The 17,245-nt window shown below is 71.8% G+C and carries 18 protein-coding genes and 1 riboswitch; of the genes, 7 read left to right on the forward strand and 11 right to left on the reverse strand.

Annotation, left to right across the window (positions count from 1 at the left end; translation table 11 throughout):
* The first annotated feature begins 19 nt into the window (after nucleotides 1–19).
* A complete protein-coding gene (locus ACFY29_RS13425) occupies nucleotides 20–2,233 on the forward strand; it encodes a HelD family protein (RefSeq protein WP_386985746.1) in 2,214 nt (737 codons plus the stop codon).
* Here the strand turns inward: ACFY29_RS13425 and ACFY29_RS13430 are convergent.
* The 4 genes from ACFY29_RS13430 to ACFY29_RS13445 are packed head-to-tail and all read right to left on the reverse strand — an operon-like array spanning nucleotide 2,213 to nucleotide 4,497.
* The gene (locus ACFY29_RS13430; RefSeq protein ID WP_386985748.1) at nucleotides 2,213–2,824 is read right to left on the reverse strand and encodes a hypothetical protein; all 612 of its coding nucleotides are present in this window, start codon (nucleotides 2,822–2,824) and stop codon (nucleotides 2,213–2,215) included. The genes ACFY29_RS13425 and ACFY29_RS13430 overlap by 21 nt on opposite strands.
* Nucleotides 2,825–2,828: 4 nt before the next feature.
* Nucleotides 2,829–3,167, reverse strand: a complete 339-nt coding sequence (locus tag ACFY29_RS13435; protein ID WP_328422583.1) for a YbaB/EbfC family nucleoid-associated protein — start codon at nucleotides 3,165–3,167, stop codon at nucleotides 2,829–2,831.
* Nucleotides 3,168–3,178: 11 nt separating this feature from the next.
* Complete coding sequence (locus tag ACFY29_RS13440; protein ID WP_328422581.1) at nucleotides 3,179–4,105, reverse strand: WXG100 family type VII secretion target; 927 nt, start codon at nucleotides 4,103–4,105, stop codon at nucleotides 3,179–3,181.
* Nucleotides 4,102–4,497 (reverse strand): type VII secretion target, encoded by a 396-nt coding sequence (locus ACFY29_RS13445; protein ID WP_386985751.1) that lies wholly within the window; start codon nucleotides 4,495–4,497, stop codon nucleotides 4,102–4,104. The genes ACFY29_RS13440 and ACFY29_RS13445 overlap by 4 nt, the downstream gene beginning before the upstream one ends.
* Before the next feature lie 134 nt (nucleotides 4,498–4,631).
* Between ACFY29_RS13445 and ACFY29_RS13450 the strand changes: the two genes are divergently transcribed.
* The 5 genes from ACFY29_RS13450 to ACFY29_RS13470 all read left to right on the forward strand — a co-directional run bounded on the left by ACFY29_RS13450 (nucleotide 4,632) and on the right by ACFY29_RS13470 (nucleotide 8,169).
* Nucleotides 4,632–5,273, forward strand: coding sequence for a transporter (locus tag ACFY29_RS13450; protein ID WP_386985753.1), 642 nt, complete (start codon nucleotides 4,632–4,634; stop codon nucleotides 5,271–5,273).
* Nucleotides 5,270–5,596 carry a transcriptional regulator gene (locus tag ACFY29_RS13455; RefSeq protein WP_386985755.1) on the forward strand — a complete coding sequence of 109 codons (327 nt, stop codon included), beginning with the start codon at nucleotides 5,270–5,272 and terminating at the stop codon, nucleotides 5,594–5,596. Before ACFY29_RS13450 ends, ACFY29_RS13455 begins: the two co-directional genes overlap by 4 nt.
* Nucleotides 5,593–6,558 carry an ABC transporter ATP-binding protein gene (locus ACFY29_RS13460; protein WP_386985757.1) on the forward strand — a complete coding sequence of 322 codons (966 nt, stop codon included), beginning with the start codon at nucleotides 5,593–5,595 and terminating at the stop codon, nucleotides 6,556–6,558. Before ACFY29_RS13455 ends, ACFY29_RS13460 begins: the two co-directional genes overlap by 4 nt.
* A 13-nt stretch (nucleotides 6,559–6,571) precedes the next feature.
* Nucleotides 6,572–7,309 carry an ABC transporter permease gene (locus ACFY29_RS13465; RefSeq protein ID WP_355600689.1) on the forward strand — a complete coding sequence of 246 codons (738 nt, stop codon included), beginning with the start codon at nucleotides 6,572–6,574 and terminating at the stop codon, nucleotides 7,307–7,309.
* 95 nt (nucleotides 7,310–7,404) lie between these two features.
* Complete coding sequence (locus ACFY29_RS13470; protein ID WP_328422569.1) at nucleotides 7,405–8,169, forward strand: VOC family protein; 765 nt, start codon at nucleotides 7,405–7,407, stop codon at nucleotides 8,167–8,169.
* Between the two features lie 34 nt (nucleotides 8,170–8,203).
* Here ACFY29_RS13470 and ACFY29_RS13475 read toward each other — a convergent pair whose 3' ends face one another.
* The 4 genes from ACFY29_RS13475 to ACFY29_RS13490 form a co-directional block, all read right to left on the reverse strand.
* Nucleotides 8,204–8,983 carry an ABC transporter ATP-binding protein gene (locus ACFY29_RS13475; RefSeq protein ID WP_386986733.1) on the reverse strand — a complete coding sequence of 260 codons (780 nt, stop codon included), beginning with the start codon at nucleotides 8,981–8,983 and terminating at the stop codon, nucleotides 8,204–8,206.
* A gap of 179 nt (nucleotides 8,984–9,162) precedes the next feature.
* Nucleotides 9,163–10,332 (reverse strand): FecCD family ABC transporter permease, encoded by a 1,170-nt coding sequence (locus tag ACFY29_RS13480; protein ID WP_386985760.1) that lies wholly within the window; start codon nucleotides 10,330–10,332, stop codon nucleotides 9,163–9,165.
* Between the two features lie 13 nt (nucleotides 10,333–10,345).
* Nucleotides 10,346–11,281, reverse strand: coding sequence for an ABC transporter substrate-binding protein (locus ACFY29_RS13485; protein ID WP_386985762.1), 936 nt, complete (start codon nucleotides 11,279–11,281; stop codon nucleotides 10,346–10,348).
* Nucleotides 11,282–11,391: 110 nt separating this feature from the next.
* Nucleotides 11,392–11,457, reverse strand: a riboswitch (cobalamin riboswitch).
* A 198-nt stretch (nucleotides 11,458–11,655) separates the two neighbouring features.
* Nucleotides 11,656–13,533, reverse strand: a complete 1,878-nt coding sequence (locus tag ACFY29_RS13490; protein ID WP_386985763.1) for a M14 family zinc carboxypeptidase — start codon at nucleotides 13,531–13,533, stop codon at nucleotides 11,656–11,658.
* A 211-nt stretch (nucleotides 13,534–13,744) separates the two neighbouring features.
* On the opposite strand from ACFY29_RS13490, the gene ACFY29_RS13495 reads away from it, so the two are divergent.
* Nucleotides 13,745–15,100: a C39 family peptidase gene (locus ACFY29_RS13495; protein WP_386985765.1), complete on the forward strand. Its 1,356-nt coding sequence runs from the start codon at nucleotides 13,745–13,747 to the stop codon at nucleotides 15,098–15,100.
* Nucleotides 15,101–15,173: 73 nt separating this feature from the next.
* On the opposite strand, the gene ACFY29_RS13500 is transcribed toward ACFY29_RS13495, so the two are convergent.
* From ACFY29_RS13500 to mqnE, 3 genes are all read right to left on the reverse strand, one after another.
* Nucleotides 15,174–15,464, reverse strand: coding sequence for a DUF4229 domain-containing protein (locus ACFY29_RS13500; RefSeq protein ID WP_328426232.1), 291 nt, complete (start codon nucleotides 15,462–15,464; stop codon nucleotides 15,174–15,176).
* A gap of 71 nt (nucleotides 15,465–15,535) precedes the next feature.
* Complete coding sequence (locus ACFY29_RS13505; protein ID WP_355600700.1) at nucleotides 15,536–15,973, reverse strand: hypothetical protein; 438 nt, start codon at nucleotides 15,971–15,973, stop codon at nucleotides 15,536–15,538.
* Between the two features lie 23 nt (nucleotides 15,974–15,996).
* On the reverse strand, nucleotides 15,997–17,166 hold the full coding sequence (mqnE, locus tag ACFY29_RS13510) for an aminofutalosine synthase MqnE (RefSeq protein ID WP_328422557.1): 1,170 nt from the start codon (nucleotides 17,164–17,166) through the stop codon (nucleotides 15,997–15,999).
* Between the last annotated feature and the right edge of the window lie 79 nt (nucleotides 17,167–17,245).

A 17,245-nucleotide genomic window follows, 5' to 3' on the forward strand; every position in this document is an offset into this window, starting at 1 on the left:
TGAACGATGGGACGTCAGCATGCCCGCACTTGACCTCGACACCCACCTCGACACGGATCTGGCCGCCGAGCGCGCACACCTCGCCACCTCACGGGCGGCGCTGCGAAGGATGCGCGAGCGGGCCGAGGCCCTCTTCGCCACGGGTGACCAGGTGGCCGGCGACGCCTACGCCGCGGAGACGCTCGGCCGCACGCTGGCCCGCCGGGTGGCCGAGCTGGCCGACGACCCGACCACGCCACTCTTCTTCGGCCGCCTCGACTTCGGCGGGACCACGGACAGCGGGACCCCTGATGGCACGACCACGACCAGAACAACGGCGGACAGCGGCCCAGCCCCGGACGCGATCGAGAACGCCGGATCAGGCACGACCGGCAGCGGCAGCGGCAGCGGCAGCGGCAGCGGCAGCGGCAGCGGCAGCGGCAGCGGCAGCGATCATGACGGCCGGCGCTATCACGTGGGGCGGCGGCATGTCAGTGATGAGCTGGGCGAGCCGTTGGTGCTGGACTGGCGGGCACCGGTTTCGCGGTCGTTCTACCGGGCCAGTGCTCGGGATCCGCAGGGAGTGGCGGTCCGACGCCGATTCGGGTTCAGCAACGGGGTGTTGACCAGCTTCGAGGATGAGCGGCTGGACCGGGGTGAGGAGCTGGGCACGACGAGCCGGATCCTCACGGCCGAGATCGAGCGGCCGCGCGTGGGGCCGATGCGGGACATCGTCGCCACCATCCAGCCGGAGCAGGACGAACTGGTCCGGGCCGACCTGGCCGACTCGATCTGCGTGCAGGGCGCGCCGGGCACCGGGAAGACCGCCGTCGGTCTGCACCGGGCCGCGTACCTGCTCTACCTGCACCGGGAGCGGTTGCGGCGGGCGGGTGTGCTGATCGTCGGGCCGAACCGGGCGTTCCTGTCGTACATCGCGGCGGTGCTGCCGGCGCTGGGCGAGGTCGAGGTCGAGCAGGCCACGGTGGAGGAGCTGATCTCCCGGGTGCCGGTCCGGGCGGTCGAGCCGTCGGCGGTCGCCGCACTCAAGCACGACGTGCGGATGGCCAGTGTGCTGCGCCGTGCGGTGCAGGCACAGATCGGTACGCCGACCGAGCCGATCACCGTGTCGGACGGCTCGTTCCGGTGGCGGATCGGCCTGGAGCCGCTGCACCGGATTGTCGAGGAGACCCGTCGGGAGGGGCTGCCGTACGGCACCGGCCGGGAGCGGGTCCGGGCGCGAGTGGTGAGCCTGCTGCAACGGCAGGCCGAGGCACGCCGGGCGGAGTCGCCCAGCGACGCCTGGCTGCGCCGGATGGGCCGGTGCCGACAGGTGGCCGACTTCCTGGACGCGGTCTGGCCGGCGCTCACCCCCGAAGGGCTGGTGCACGGCCTGCTGGCCGACCCGGCCCGGCTCGCCGGCGCGTCGGACGGGCTGCTCAGCGACGCCGAGCAGTCGCTGCTGGTCTGGGCGAAGCCGGCCCGTACCGCGAAGGCGACCCGTTGGACCGCCGCCGACGCGGTGCTGGTCGACGAGGCGGCCGGGCTGCTGGAGCGACCCTCCGGGTTCGGGCACGTGGTGGTGGACGAGGCGCAGGACCTCTCCCCGATGCAGTGCCGGGCCATCGCCCGACGTAGCGAGCACGGCTCGGTCACCCTCCTCGGTGACCTCGCTCAGGGCACCGCACCGTGGGCGGCGACCGACTGGCGGGAGTCCCTGGCCCACCTGGGCAAGCCGGACGCCGTGGTGGTGCCACTGACGATCGGCTTCCGGGTGCCCGCCGCGGTGGTCGCGTTCGCCAATCAACTGCTGCCGGCGCTCGCGGTGGACGTACCCCCGGCAGAGTCGCTGCGCCACGATGGCGGCCTGGACGTGCGTACCGTGACCGACCTGACCGCGGCGACGGTGGCCGAGGTGCGCGCGGCGCTCGCGCACGACGGCTCGGTCGGCGTGATCGCCGCGGACGACGCGGTCGACGGGCTGCGCGCGGCGCTGGCCGCCGTCGGCGTCCCGACCGCGACCGCCGACGACGTGGCCGACCTGGCGCGGGTCACCGTGGTGCCCGCGACGCTGGTCAAGGGCCTGGAGTACGACCACGTGGTGGTGGTCGAGCCGGCCGCGATCGTCGCGGCCGAGCCACGCGGGCTGCACCGGCTGTACGTGGTGCTCACCCGGGCGGTGTCGCGGCTCGCGGTGCTGCACCACGAGCCGCTGCCCGCGCCGCTCCTGACCGGGTCAGCGACCGGAGAGAGCTGAGGCGATCTCGCGCAGCGGCTTGCCCGACTCGGCGATCGGCACCGTGAAGGCCAGCCAGGAGCCGTCGGTGAACTCGATCCGGAGGCGCTTCGGGTTGAGCCGGTGCCAGCCCACCCGGGCGTCGGCCACCGCCGTCCGGGGCACCGACCAGACGACCCGGGTCTCGGCCACCGCCCGCTCGTCGTCGGCCTGGCTCGACCAGAGCTTCGTCGGCCCGGACGCGCACACGAGCAACCGCCGGTCGGTGACGGCGAGGACGGTGTCGTTGAGCGTCGTGGCCGGGGGCACCGGCCGCCGGGCGTGTTGCAGGGTGGAGGCGGACGAGCCGGGCGCTCCCCGGCCGGCCACCCCGTGGGTGACTCGGTCGACGATCCGATCCCCCGCCGGGAAGGAGAACAGCGGCGAGAGCAGGTTGAGCAGCGCCCCGGAGACACCTCCGCCACCACCGGCGCCGGAGGATCCCGGCTGCTCCGCTTGCGGTGGGTCGGCTGGCAGGACGCCCTGGGCGATCTCCGTCTTCGCGACGGCGAGCACCTGTTCCCCCGGCTCGACCAGCTGGGTCAGCCGTTCCTGGTAGCTGATGTCCGCCATCGGCTCAGTACCGGTCGGCGGCCGGTCGGCCGGCGTCGGGAGCGTCGCCGATCACCTCGCCGACCAGTTCGCGTACCCGGGCGGCGGCCGCGGCCTGGGCGCGGCTGGCCGCGGCGGTGAACTCCTCGGCCAGGGTGAACGAGTCGAGGCGCATCGCCCTGGCGTTGATCTCGGACGACACGATCGTGCCGTCCGCCGCGGCGGTGACCCGGACCAGGCCGGAGTCGCTCACGCCCTCGGCGCTGCTCTCTTCGAGCTCGGTCATCTTGCTGGCCAGCTCGCGCTGCCAGCCGTCCAGGTTGCGGGCCAGCGCCTCGATGCGGTCCAGACCGGGAAAGGTCATGGCGGTCCCTCTCAGGTCAGGATGGAGTCGAAGACATTCTGCACGCCCTTGGTGTACGGGCCCATATCCTCGCGGTACGTGCCGTCCACCAGGTAGTTGCGGTCCTTGGTGCCGTCGGAGATGTCGTGCAGCCCGACTCCGGTGTCCATGAGGGCTCCGCCGAAGCCAGGGATGTTCACCGGGGACGCCTGGTTGATCAGGAACTTGCCCGGGAAGAGAGTCTTGAACTTCTCGAGCTGGAACGCCCTGGCCTCGGCCGACCACCCGGACTTGTTCCACATCCGGTACGCCTTCTTGGCCTTGCGGATCTCCAGCACCGCCCGGCGGTACTTCATCAGCAGCTCGGCGACCTTCTGCATCTTGGTGGCCAGCTTCGTCAGGATCTCGGCGAACCGCGCGACGATCTTGACCATCCGGCCGACCGTGGTGGCGAGCCGGGCCAGCACCCGGACGACCGTCGCCGCGAGCGAGATGCCGGCGCTGAGCGCTGCCGCCACCGCCGCGATGATCACCTCGGTGAGGAACCAGAGCAGGAACTCGAGGATCAGCTCGACCAGCAGGTTGAACGCGTCGACCGCCGCGTTGGCCGCGTCGACCAGCACCTCCTTGGTGCCGTCCAACCCGCGGGCCAACTCCTCGATCGCCTCCTCCACCGAGTCCATCGAGGCGTGGAAGCTCTCGGCGGCATCACCCGACCAGGCACCCCGCAGCCGGGCCCGGTCCTGGATCTGCTCGCCAGCGATCGCGCGGACCGCCTCGCCGGTGGTCAGGCAGAGCTGGGCGGCGTTCATCAGTTCGTCCGGCTCGCCGGCGACCAGTTCGAGCAGCTGCTCGAAGGGCCAGAGCACCGCGTTGGACAGCGGCTTGAACGGGTCGGGGGTGCCCGACACGATCTGCTCGAAGTAGGTCTTGTTGCGCTGCAACGCCTCCGTACTCACGCCTGCACCTGTCCACTCGGGCCACCGGTGCCGGGCGACCAGGGGCCGGGCGCGATGACGTCGGGAGCGGCCGGGCGGCCGGGCACGAACAGATCGGTGCTGGCCACGTCGGTGCCGGTGTAGGCCTCGGCGGTGTCGCTCAGCCCTTCGGCGATGTCCGCCATCACCTCGGCGCCGTCGGCGAGCCCCTGCAGGCACGCTTCAAACTGCTCGGCGTACGTGGCAGCGAGGCTGAAGGACGCCGGCATCACCCCGAAGGCGTGCCGCGACACGTGCCCGTCGCCGAACGAGCGATGCAGCTCGCGAAAGCGGGCCGCCCGGTCGTTTGACGCCGCGGCGAATGCCGTCAAGGCCTCCGGCTGGACCTCCAGCTGATTGCTCGGGCTCGACACGGACCCTCCCCTGTGTCCTGTGCGACGAGTCAGCCGCCGCAGCCCCCACCATAGGCACTCTGTGCTGCTACCGACATCCCGGGCGGAGGCGTCCAGGTCTTGTGGGATTGACTTTGTGGTTTAAAGTAGTTTGCGTGAACCTCGACGACGACGATCCACCACCCGCCGACGCCGCGGCAGCGCTCCACCTCATCCGGGAGCAACGGGTGGCGACGGCACGCCGGCTCGAGCCGGACGCCCGAATGCTCTACTGGCCATGGGGTGTCGCCTGGTTGGTCGGTTTCGGGCTGTTCTTCCTGCGCTTCGCACCCGACGGTCGGGTGCTGGTCCGGCTACCGGACTGGCTGCCGGTGACCGCCCTCTTCGGCCTGCTGGTGGCCGCCGCGGCGGTCCAGGCGGTCGCCAGCGCGCGGGCGTACGGCCAGCTCAGCGGCGACTCCGCCCGGCGCGGGCGCTGGTACGGCTGCGCCTGGGCCCTGGGTTCCGTGAGCGTGTTCGCGGTGCTCGGCCGGGTCGTCGACCACCTGCCACACGACCAGGCGGCACTGCTCTGGTCGGCGACCGCCGTCGGGCTGACCGGTGCGCTGCACATGGCCGGCGGAGCCATCTGGCTGGACCGGGACCTGTTCCGGCTCGGCGTCTGGATCAGCGTGATCAACGTGGCCGGTACGTTCGCCGGGCCGGGCTGGCATGCGCTGGTGCTGGCGGTGGCCGGCGGTGGCGGGATCCTGGTCGTCGGCGCGATCAGCTCGCTGCGACAGCGGCGCCGGTCGTGACCGAGCTGGACCCGGTGATCCACGCGCAGGCCCGGCTGCGGGTGGTCGCCACCCTCTCCGCGCTCGGCGACGGCGACCGGATCGCCTTCCCCCGATTGCAGGAGCTGCTCACGATGACCGCCGGCAACCTCTCCGTGCACCTGCGCAAGCTTGAGGACGCCGGCTACGTCGAGGTCAGCAAGACCCACCGTGGACGTACCCCGGCCACCCTGATCCGACTCAGCAGGCGGGGCCGGCTGGCATTCGAGGAGTACACCGAGGCCGTCCGCGCCCTACTCGACCCCACCTCGCTCGACCCCACCCCGTCGAAGGAGCAGTCATGACCCTCGCCCGCGCCGACCAGGCCAGCCGCCGGTACGGCGATGTCCTGGCCCTCGACCGCGTCGACCTGGAAGTCCGAGCCGGTGAGCTGGTGGGCCTGCTCGGCCCCAACGGCGCCGGCAAGAGCACCCTGATGAACCTGCTGGTCGGTCTACGTCGGCCCAGCTCGGGGCGGGTCGAGCTGTTCGGCGGTGACCCCCGCGACCCGGCGTCCCGGCGACAGATCGGGGTCACCCCGCAGGAGACCGGCCTGCCGGGCACGCTGCGCGTCGGCGAGGTCGTCGACTTCGTCTCCGCGCACTACCCGGATCCGGTGCCCCGGGGTGAACTGCTCGACCGCTTCGGTCTGGGCGACCTCGCCCGGCGGCAGACCGGCGGCCTCTCCGGCGGGCAGCGCCGGCGGCTGGCGGTGGCGCTGGCGTTCGTGGGCCGGCCCCGGCTGGTGCTGCTCGACGAGCCGACCACCGGCCTGGACGTGGCCGCCCGGCACACCCTGTGGGACGCGATCCGGGCGTTCCACGATGACGGCGGCACGGTCCTGCTGAGCAGCCACTATCTGGAAGAGGTGGAGGCCCTGGCCCGCCGGGTGGTGGTGATCGGGCAGGGCCGGGTGCTCGCCGACGACACGGTGGACGCGGTCCGCGGCATCGTCGGCGTGCGCCGGGTCAGCCTGGTCGCCGACGAGCTGCCCGAGCTGCCCGGGGTGGTCCGCACCGAACGGATCGACGGTCGGCTGCACCTGCTCACCACCGACGCCGACCAGCTGGTCCGGGCGCTGGTCACCGCCGGGACCGCCTTCGCCGACCTGGAGGTCCGGCCCACCTCGCTGGAGGAGGCGTTCCTCGCCATCACCGCCGGGGAGCAGGTCCCCACCGGAGAGCAGCCCGCCATCGGGAAGCAGTCCGCTGCCGGGGAACCGCCCGCCACCACCGCCACCGCTGGCGGCCGACCCACCACCGCCTGAGGAGGCGTCCACCGTGCAGCTCGCCCTGGTCCACGCCCGCTACCAGCTCCTGGAGATCATCCGGATTCCGGTGGCCGTCTTCGGCAGCGCCTTCTTCCCGGCCGCCGCCATGATCTTCTTCGTGGTGCCGTTCGCCGGCGAAGACTCGGTCGGCGCCACCTTCGCCACCGCGTCGATGGTCACCTTCTCGGTGATGAGCGCCAACATCTTTCAGTACGGCGTCGGCGTCGCCGAGGACCGCGACCAGCCGTGGAATCCGTACACCCGGACCCTGCCGGCCGGGCCGGCGCCCCGGTTCGCCGGCCGGGTGCTGGCCGGCCTGGCGCTGACGTACCTGTCGCTGATCCCGGTCGTGGTGATCGGCGCGACGCTGACCGCGGCCCAGATCACCCCGGCGGCGTTCCTGCTGACCGCCGGCATCGTGGCCGTCATCTCGGTGCCGTTCACGCTGATGGGGCTCGCCATCGGCTACTCGCTGCCGAGCAAGGCGGCGATCGTGGTGGCGCAGGTGGTGTTCCTGCCGCTCGCGTTCGGCGGCGGCCTGCTCTCCGCACCGGGCGAGGCACCCGGGTTCATCGAGACGATCGCGCCCTTCCTGCCCACCCGGGGCGCCGCCGAATTGATGTGGTCGGCGGTCGGCGACTATTCGGTCCAGCCGCTGGCGCTGATCATGCTCGGCGTCTGGGTGGTGCTGCTCGCCACGCTCGCCGGATGGGCGTACCGGCGGGACGAGGGTCGCCGGTTTAGCTGACGATTCGTCCGTTTCCGCCCCGGGCCGCAGCGGGACGGTGCCAGGATTCCGGCAGGGGGCCGTCGTGGCCGCCCGGGCCGAGAGGGGTCTTCACCGTGAGCACCGTCCCGCCGGGCACGCCCTGCTGGGCCGACCTGGCCACCCCGGACCTGACCGACGCCCGGCGCTTCTACCCGGAGCTGTTCGGCTGGACCGGCCGGGTGACACCGGAGCCCGAGGCGGGTGGCTACACCGTCTTCCTGCTCGACGGACAGCCGGTGGCCGGCGCCGGGCCGCCGGCGATCCCGGACCAGGTGCCGATCTGGTCGACGTACCTCGCCACCGACGACGCGGAGCTGGTCGCCGGGCGGGTGGAACGGGCCGGCGGGCAGGTCGTCGTGCCGCCGTTCGAGGTCTTCGACCGGGGCCGGATGGCGGTCTTCGCCGACCCGGCGGGCGCCACCTTCAGCGTCTGGCAACCGCAGGCCATGCCCGGTGCCGAGGTGTTCAACGTGCCCGGCGCGATGAGCTGGAACGAGCTGGTCACCCCGGACCCGGAGGGCGCGAAGGTCTTCTACGAGCTGGTGTTCGGCTGGCAGCCCGACGACCAGCCGGTCGGCGGGATGACGTACACCGGATGGCGGCTCGGGGCGCGGATCGTCGCCGGGATGATGCCGCCGTTCGCGGACGATTTCCCGGCCGACCTGCCGGCGTACTGGACGGTGTACTTCGCGGTGGCCGACGCGGACGCCGCCGCGGCCCGCGCCGCCGAGCTGGGCGGGACGATCCTGGTCCCGCCCCGCGACAACCCGGCCGGTCGGTTCGCCGCCCTGCGCGACCCCCAGGGCGCCCTCTTCTCCGTCATCGACCTAGGCCCCTGACCTGGCCACCTCCCCTGGGATTGGAGCGAGGGGGTCAGGGCATGCGGGGGCGGACGGGGACTACCAGAGGGCCGTGGGTGCCGGGGACGACGCGGACGCTGGCCCGGTAGTGGGTGGCGAGGAGGTGCTCGGTCAGTACCTCGCGGGGGGTTCCGGCGGCCACCACCCGGCCGTCGGCGAGCATCACCATCCGGTCGGCGTACTCGCCGGCCAGGGAGAGGTCATGCATCGTGGCGAGCACGGTCAGGCCGTGCTCGCGGCGCAACTGGTCGACCAGCTCCAGCACGTCCTGCTGGTGACCGATGTCCAGCGCGCTGGTCGGCTCGTCGAGCAGCAGCAGCGTCGCGCCCTGGGCCAGTGCCCGGGCGAGGAAGACCCGCTGGCGTTCGCCCCCGGAGAGGGTGGCCAACTCCCGGCGGTGGAAGCCGGTGAGGTCCAGCCGGTCGAGCACCTCGTGCACGGCGTCCACGTCGGCGGCCGATTCCCGGCCCAGCGGCGGGATGTACGGGGTGCGCCCAAGCAGCACGTAGTCCAGCACCGACATGCCAGGCGGCACCACCGGGGACTGCGTCACCGTGGCCACCACCCGGGCGCGGTCCCGGCGGCGCAGTGCGGCGCTCGCCGTACCGAACAGGGTGATCGCCCCCGGCGCGGGCAGCAGCCCGCCGACGGCGCGCAGCAGGGTCGACTTGCCGGCGCCGTTCGGGCCGATCACGGTGACCCACTCGCCGGCCGCGACCGTGAGGTCGACGCCGGTGAGGATCGGCGTGCCGTCCAGGCTGACGTGCAGCCCCCGGACCTCGACAGCCGGCACGCCAGCAGCGCCGGCCGGGCCAGCGCCGGCCGGGCCAGCGGCGGCCGGGCCAGCGGCGGCCGGGCCAGCCTGGCCGGTGGTGGCCGCGCCGGCCGAGCCAGCCGGACCGGTGGTGGCCGCGCCGGCAGGGCGAGTAGCGGCCGAGCCGGTAGCGGCCGACCCGGCGGTGGGCTCGGGGCTCACGTGAGCACCCGCCGGGCGGTACGTAGCACGAGCACGAAGAACGGGCCGCCGAGCAGGGCGGTGACCACCCCGATCGGGATCTCGGCCGGGGCGGCGGCGGTGCGGGCCACCACGTCGGTCAGCGCCAGGAACGCGGCGCCGAACAGCAGCGACAGCGGCAGGATCACCCGGTAGCTCGCCCCGGCGAGCAGTCGGACGGTGTGCGGCACGATGATGCCGACGAAGCCGATCAGGCCGGTCGCGGAGACCGCCGCGGCGGTGCCCAGCGAGGCGGCGGCGATCAGCAGGTAGCGGGAGCGCTGCGGGTGCAGGCCGAGGCTCTTCGCCTCGTCGTCACCGACGGCGAGGACGTCCAGCTCGCGGCGGTGCAGCAGCACCACCACGGTGGTCAGCACGGCGTACGGCAGCACCAGCAGCACGTCGTGCCAGCCCGCGGTGGCCAGCCGACCGAGCAGCCAGGAGTAGACCTGCTGGATGCTGTCGGAGTGCCGTTGCAGCAGGTACGTCTGCCCGGCGGACAGGAACGCGGAGACCGCCACCCCGGCCAGGATCAGCATCGCGGGTGAGCGGCTCCGCCCGCCGGCACCACCGAGCAGGTAGGTCATCGTCACGGCGACCAGCGAGCCGGCGAAGGCCGCCAGCGGGATGGTCACCGGCAGCCCGGTGATCGAGCCCTGCCGACCGGCGCCGCCGAGGGCGATCACCGCGGTGACCGCCAGCCCGGCGCCGGCGGCAACGCCGAGCAGGTACGGGTCGGCCAGCGGGTTGCGGAAAACCCCCTGATAGCAGCCGCCGGCCAGGGCGAGGAGGCCGCCGACGAGCAGACCCAGCACCACCCGGGGCAGCCGCAGCTCGGTGACGATGGCGATTTCCCGCTCGGTCAGCCCGCTGTCCAGGTGCACCCCGGGGATCAGGTTGAGCAGCTCGGCGGCGACGCTGCCCGGCGGCAGGCTGACCGGGCCGATGGACACCCCGGCGATCAGCGCGACGAGCACCGCGAACACGCCGGCGACCAGCCAACGCTTGCGCAGCCCGGCGGGCCGGGTTCCAGACGGCAGCCCACCGGGTCGGGCTCCGAACGGCAGCCCGGCGGGCCGGGACGGAGGCTGCGTCCCGGCCGGCTGGGTGGATGCTGCCGGTGCACCCGCCGGTGACGGCCCGGTCATCGACGGACGACGGTCACGCGGGCACCTTGGCGACCGCGTCGACGATGACCCGCAGCAGGTCCACGATCCGCGGGCCCCAGCGGGAGGCGATGTCGTCGTCCAGTGCGACCACCTGGTTGTTCTTCACCGCGGTCAGCCCGGCCCAGCCGCTGCGCGCCTTGACCGAGTCGGCGTTCTGCTGGCAGCACTTGGAGTCGGCCAGGAAGACGAAGTCCGGGTTGGCCTTGACGATGAACTCCTGGGAGAGCTGCGGGTAGCCGGCGCTCTTGCCGTCGGCGTCGGCCGGGTCGGCGATGTTGGTCAGCCCGACCTGGCTGTAGAGCGAGCCGATGAAGGTCTTGCTGGTCGCGCTGTACAGCTCCGGGCCCAGCTCGTGGAAGTAGGTGAGCTTCTCGGCGCGCTGCGGCACGTCCTTGAGCAGCTTGGCGATGTCGTCCTTCATCCGGCCGGTGACGTCGGCGGCCTGGTCGACGTGCCCGGTCAGGCTGCCCAGCTCGGTGATCTGCCGGTAGGAGTCGTCCAGCGTGGTCGCCGCCGGAGTCAGGTAGACCGGAATCTTCAGCTTGCCGAGCTGCTCGACGATCTTGTTTCGGTCATCGGAGAGCACCACCAGGTCGGGGCTCTTACCGGCGATCGCCTCGGCGTTGGGCTGGAAGCCGGACAGGTCGCTCTTGGGCGCGTCGGCCGGGTAGCTGGACTGGTCGTCGACCGCGCTCACCTGCGGGCCGGCACCGATCGCGAAGAGCATCTCGGTGGCGGTGGGCGACAACGAGACGATCTTCTCGGGGCGCTTGTCGAGGGTCAGCGAGCCGACCGTCACCGGGTAGGCGACGGTCGCCGAACTGGCGCCGGCGGTCGGCTGGTCGGCGGCCTTCTCGGCGCAGGCGCCGAGGGCGAGTGCGGCGACCGCGAGGGTCGCGGCGAAGAGCCGGGGGGTACGTCTGGACATGGGTCCTCCTGTCGGTCGAGGAGTGTGGTGCTTCGCCGACAGGACTTTCGTGCGCCCGCCCACGAGGCGCCCTTCCTCGAGAGCGCGTGTCGCGACCGATCCGCAGGCGACCTGGCTCGTCCCCGCCGTCAGGACGGGGCATCACAGTTGCGGGACAGCGCCGGACTCACACCGGCTTCGCTGCGGACTGGTCGGTAAGACGGTAGCGCACCGCCAGGACGTGCCGGATCGATCAAGGACCGATCACCGCCGGTCGATCACCTGGGCCGCCCGATGACGGGGTGGGGTGGTCGACCGGCGGGGATATGTCCCGGATCCGCGGGGTCGGAGCGGGTGGTGGGGCCCCGCCGGGGGCGGGACGGGGCCCCACCCGATCAGGAGGCGGTGATGGTGACGTTGTCCACAGCCGCCTCCACCAGGCTGGCGCCGGAGGCGTCCGCCGCCTCGACGAGGATGCGCACCGACTGGCCCGCGTACGGGCTGAGGTTGAGGTTGGCCACCGCCCAGCTCCCGTTGCGGTTGGCTGCCGCGCCGGCCTGGGTGAGCAGCGCCGTGGTGCCGCCGTTGTGCACCACGCTCACCCGCAGGTAGTCCGCCGAGGAGGCGTTCGAGCCGTGTGCCAGGTACCAGGCCAACGACAGGGTCAGCGTGCCGGACGACGGCAGGGTCACCGCCGGGGACCGGGCGCTGGTCACGCCGCCGTCGACGTCCTGGTCACCGGCGGCCGATCCCGCGAGCCGGCCGGTGACCAGGTCGTTGGCGCCGGCGTACGGGGTGAGCTGCTTTGCCCCGCTGGAGGTGGTCGCCTGGGCGGCGCCCCGCTCGAACACCCCGGCCGTGGCGGTGTCGGTGCCGGCCGGGTTGATCGTCCAGCCGGTGGCCGTCTCGAAGGTGTCCGACCAGACGGTGGTGCCGCCACCGCTGCCGCAGTACCGCGCCTGCTTGCCGATGGCCCGGTACGGGCAGTCGGCGTACTCGCTGAGCATCAGCACGGCCTCCCGGTTGCGGGTGGTCTGCGCGGGGATCACCTCGTCCGGCGGGTAGAACCCGCCGCCACTCGCCGAGCCCGGGTACATCTCAAAGGTGTACGCCCAGATGTTGTGAGTGGCCCACATCCAGTCGATGCTGGTGCCGTCGGCGATGTAGAGGTCGCTGGACTGCTCCGGGGTGTAGCTGTTGGTGGCCGCCATCTGCTGGCCGATGGTGGCGAAGGTGTTGTACTGGTCCGCGCTCATCCCCGCCGGATTGTTGGCGGTCGTGTAGCCGAAGGGCCAGAGCACCAGCTGCGAGTAGGTGTGGAAGTCGATGTTCGCCTTGATCTGCTGGACGCCGCCGACAACCCGGCTGTTGACGAAGTTGCGCAGCGCCTGCGTCTCCGGGGCGGAGAACGCCGACGGGCCGCGGTAGGTCTCCGACGAGGTGCTGCCGGACGAGCCGCCGCAGCAGCCCCACTGGTGGGACCAGTTGCGGTTCAGGTCGGTGCCGACCGCGGACGAGCCGCTGTTCGGCTGCCGGTTCTTGCGCCACGACCGGTACGACCCGGTGGCGATGTCGTACTCGCTGCCGTCCGGGTTGACCGTCGGCACGATCCAGATCTCCCGGCTGTTGACGATGTTCGTGATCCGGGAGTCGGAGCCGTAGCTGTCGGTGAAGAGGTTGAGCAGGTAGATCGCCATCTCGACGGTCAGGTGCTCGCGGGCGTGCTGCTGGGCGTTGAACAGGATCTCCGGCTCACCCTCGTCGGTGCCGACGTTGTCGGAGATCTTCACCGCCATCAGGTCGCGGCCCTCGTACGACGTACCAATGCTGATCTTGCGGGCGATGGTCGGGTGGTCGGCGACGGCCTGGTTCACCACGGCGGTCAGTTCCGCGTAGTCGTGGAAGTTGGAGTCGGCGGGCGGGAACGCCAACGTGCCCACCTCGCCTGCGCCGCGCTCGACGTTCGGCGGTGGGGCGAGCGGTTCCAGCCGGAAGCCGAGACGGCTGATCGCGGCGGCCTCGGTGGCGGTGGCCGAGATGTGCAGTACGCCGTGTTCGGAGTAGTCGATGGCGGCCCCGGTGCGGGCCACCGCGGTGCGATCGGCGACGGTCCGAGGGCCGAGCACCCGGTAGCCGGTGGCGGCCTGTTCGGCGGTCCGGTCCGGTGCCGGTCGGGCGGCGACCGGGGCGGCGCCGACGGTGGCGATTGCCAGCCCGGTGACGACGGCGAGCACCAGGACGCGGCGGAGAGGGGTGGGCGTGCGGAGGGCCATGGACTACCTCCTCGAAGGGCGGGAGATCCCGCTCGGTGGAGGACACTTCACCATCAGTCACATGGTCATATCAATATTGATCGCTGCCTAATGCATCCCAGGCGGATCATCGCGGCGGCAATGATTTTCCACCATCGAACATCTGGCGAAACTTCCCTCCAAGCGGAACACTGACCAGCGACGATGTCCCTCTCGACACCGCGGAGCACCCATGGCCAGATCCCGCCTGCGCACGGCCGCCCTCGCCGGCGTCACCGCGCTCACCCTGCTCGCCACCGCCGCACCCGCGGTGGCGGCCCAACCGCTCACCGGCGGCCGTCCGCACCCCATCACCCACGACGAGCAGATCACGTTCCAGGACTGGTCCGGGCCGGCGGACTGGCACCGGGGCGACCGGGCCGGCACCCGCGTGGTGCCCGGCGCCCGATCGGGCCTCACCCTGGCTCGCCCTGCCGGCACCACCGAGTACGCCGACCCGCACAGCGGCACCACCCGTAGCTGGGAGTACGGCACCTGGACCTCGCCGGTGACCCGGATCGGGTTCGACGCCACCGAGCTGATCGCCTCCTGGAACGCGGAGACCCCGGCCGGCACCTGGATCCAGGTGGAGATGCAGGGCAGCTACACCAGCGGTGACCAGACCCCGTGGTACGTCATGGGCCGCTGGGCGTCCGGCGACAACGACATCAAGCGGACCACCGTCAACCGGCAGGGCGACCCCTGGTCGACGATCTGGACCGACACCTTCAGCATCGACGACGCCACCGCCGGGGTGCTGCTGCGGTCGTACCAGTTGCGGCTGACCCTCTACCGCGCGCCCGGTCAGGCCGCCGCGCCGGTGGTCCGGATGCTCGGCGCGATGAGCTCGACCGTGCCGGACCGGTTCACCGTCACGCCGAGCGCCGGACACATCGCCTGGGGCGTCGAGCTGCCGGTGCCGCGCTACTCGCAGAACGTGCACTCCGGGCACTACCCCGAGTACGACGGCGGTGGCGAGGCTTGGTGCTCCCCGACCTCCACGGAGATGGTGGTCGAGTACTGGGGTCGGCGGCCGTCGGCGGCCGACACCTCCTGGGTGGACCCGACCTACCCCGACCCGACCGTCAACCACGCTGCGCGGATGACCTACGACTACGCGTACGACGGTGCCGGCAACTGGCCCTTCAACACCGCGTACGCGGCCAGCTTCCCCGGCCTGGAGGGTCGGGTGACCCGGATGCACTCGCTGGACGAACTGGAACGCTTCATCGCCGCCGGCATCCCGGTGGTGACCAGCCAGTCCTTCCTCGCCAGCGAGCTGGACGGGGCGAACTACGGCACCTCCGGGCACCTGTTCGTGGTGGTCGGCTTCACCGCTGACGGCGACGTGATCGTCAACGATCCCGCATCGTCCAGCAACGACGTGGTGCGCAACGTCTACAAGCGTGCCCAGTTCGAGCAGATCTGGCTGCGTACCAAGCGGACCAACGCCAGCGGCGGCGTCTCCGGCGGCTCGGGCGGCGTCGCGTACCTGATCAAGCCCACCTGGAAGGCCTGGCCGAAGGTCCCCGGCTCCACCAACTGGTGACCCACCCGGCCGAGCGCGTCTGATCAAGAGGTTTGCGTCACCGGGAGCCGTCCTGGTGACGCAAACCTCTTGATCAACGCGAGGGTCGGTCGGTGGGAGGCTCGGGGTCGGTGGAGGGCTGGTCATCGCCGGCCAGGGCGGAGCGGAGACGCTCCTTCTCGCTGCGGCGGCGCTCCGCCGCGTCGGCCATCTCCTCGCCCATCTCGTCCCGCCAGCCACGCAGCAGGAAGAAGGAGAGCGCGGCGGAGAAGGCGAGCGCCAGCATCAGCTTCAGGAACACGTTCATGTCGATCAGCCAGAGGCCCGCCAGCACGGCGACGAACAGCCCGATCCGGCCCAGCGTGTACTTGACCGCCGCGCTCACCTGCACCACTCCGTTCTCCGTCACCCGCCGGTGCCGGCGGAAGAATCGACCCGCCCGGCGGGCGGTCGGGATCAGCCGGTCCGGCGGGCCAGCCAGCGGACGCCCGGGAACCAGACCGCCGCGTACGCCACGGTGAACGCCGCCGCCGCCAACGCTCCGGAGAGCAGCGGCGGCAACCCGGCGCCCAGACCGGCGATCAGCAACCCGGCGAACACCCCGACTGCGGCGGCGACCAACGCCGCCACCACCCGGGCCGCGCCGAACTCCCAGGCCCGGAAGTCGTCCCAGAACAGCCAGGCCGGCAGGATCACCGCCAACCAGCCGTTGGTGTGCCCGAAGTCGCCGGCGCCCATCGAGGCGAACGCCCAGTCGAACAGCACGAGCGCCAGCGCGCCGATGACCAGGCCGGCCAGACACACCCCGAGCAGATCGCCCAGGGTACGGACGCGCCCCTCGGCGTCCCGGCGGGGGAAGCCGCCCTGCTGCTCGGACTTACGCTGCTCGGTCATCGACTGCGAGGGTACGTGGTGACTCAGGCCCAGACCTGCTGCGGCTCGGCACGGCGCTCGGCCAGCGACGGCGCCTTGTCGTACTCCCGGACCACGTTGTAGCGGGTGTCCCGCTCGACCGGCTGGAATCCGGCGTCCCAGATCAGGTGCAGCAGGTCATCGCGGTGCATGGTGTTCGGGGTGCCGTACGAGTCGGCGTCGTGGGTGATCTTGTATTCGACAACCGAGCCGTCCAGGTCGTCCACGCCGAAGTTCAGCGAGAGCTGGGCCACCGAGAGCCCGTGCATCACCCAGAAGTTCTTCACGTGCGGCACGTTGTCGAAGAGCAGCCGGGAGACGGCGAACGTCTTCAGCGACTCGGCCGGCGAGGCCATCGTGGTGCGCGCCTGGATCTTGTTACGGATCTTGCCGTCCGCCGAGTCCACGAAGTCGTGCTGGTAGCGCAGCGGGATGAAGACCGCGAAGCCGCCGGTCTCATCCTGCAGCTCGCGCAGCCGCAGCACGTGGTCGACCCGGTGCCGGGGCTCCTCGATGTGGCCGTACAGCATCGTCGCCGGGGTCTTCATGCCCTTGCTGTGCGCCAGGGCGTGGATCCGCGACCAGTCCTCCCAGTGGCAGGCGTGGTCGACGATGTGCTGCCGGACCTCCCAGTCGAAGATCTCCGCGCCGCCGCCGGTCAGCGACTCCAGACCGGCGTCCATCAGCTCGTCGAGGATCTCGTCGGCACTCAGGCCGCTGATCTTCTCGAACCACTGCACCTCGGTCGCGGTGAAGCACTTGAGCTTGACGTTCGGCAGCGCCGCCTTCAGCTCGCGCAGCACCTTGGGGTAGTAACGCCAGGGCAGCGTCGGGTGCAGGCCGTTGACGATGTGCAGCTCGGTGAGCTGCTCATCCTCCATCTCCTTGGCCTTGCGGACGGCCTCGTCGATGCGCATCGTGTACGCGTCCTTCTCGCCCGGCTTGCGCTGGAACGAGCAGTACGCACAGGACGCCGAGCAGACGTTGGTCAGGTTGAGATGCCGGTTGACGTTGAACATCACCCGGTCGCCGTTGAGCTCGGTGCGCTTGTGATGAGCCAGCCGCCCCAGCCAGGTCAGGTCATCGCTGTCGTATAGGGCGACCCCGTCCTCACGGGTCAGCCGCTCACCGGCGTACACCTTCGCTTCGAGCTCACGCTTGAGTCCGGCGTCCATGGCACGTCCCTTCCACCTGCGGTCCCGGTCGAGCGTACGTCGGGACGCCGACAGCCCCGGCGGCACGGTCGCCTGCAGC

Origin of the sequence: Micromonospora sp. NPDC000668 (genome assembly GCF_042897975.1) — a bacterium.
Lineage (GTDB): Bacteria > Actinomycetota > Actinomycetes > Mycobacteriales > Micromonosporaceae > Micromonospora.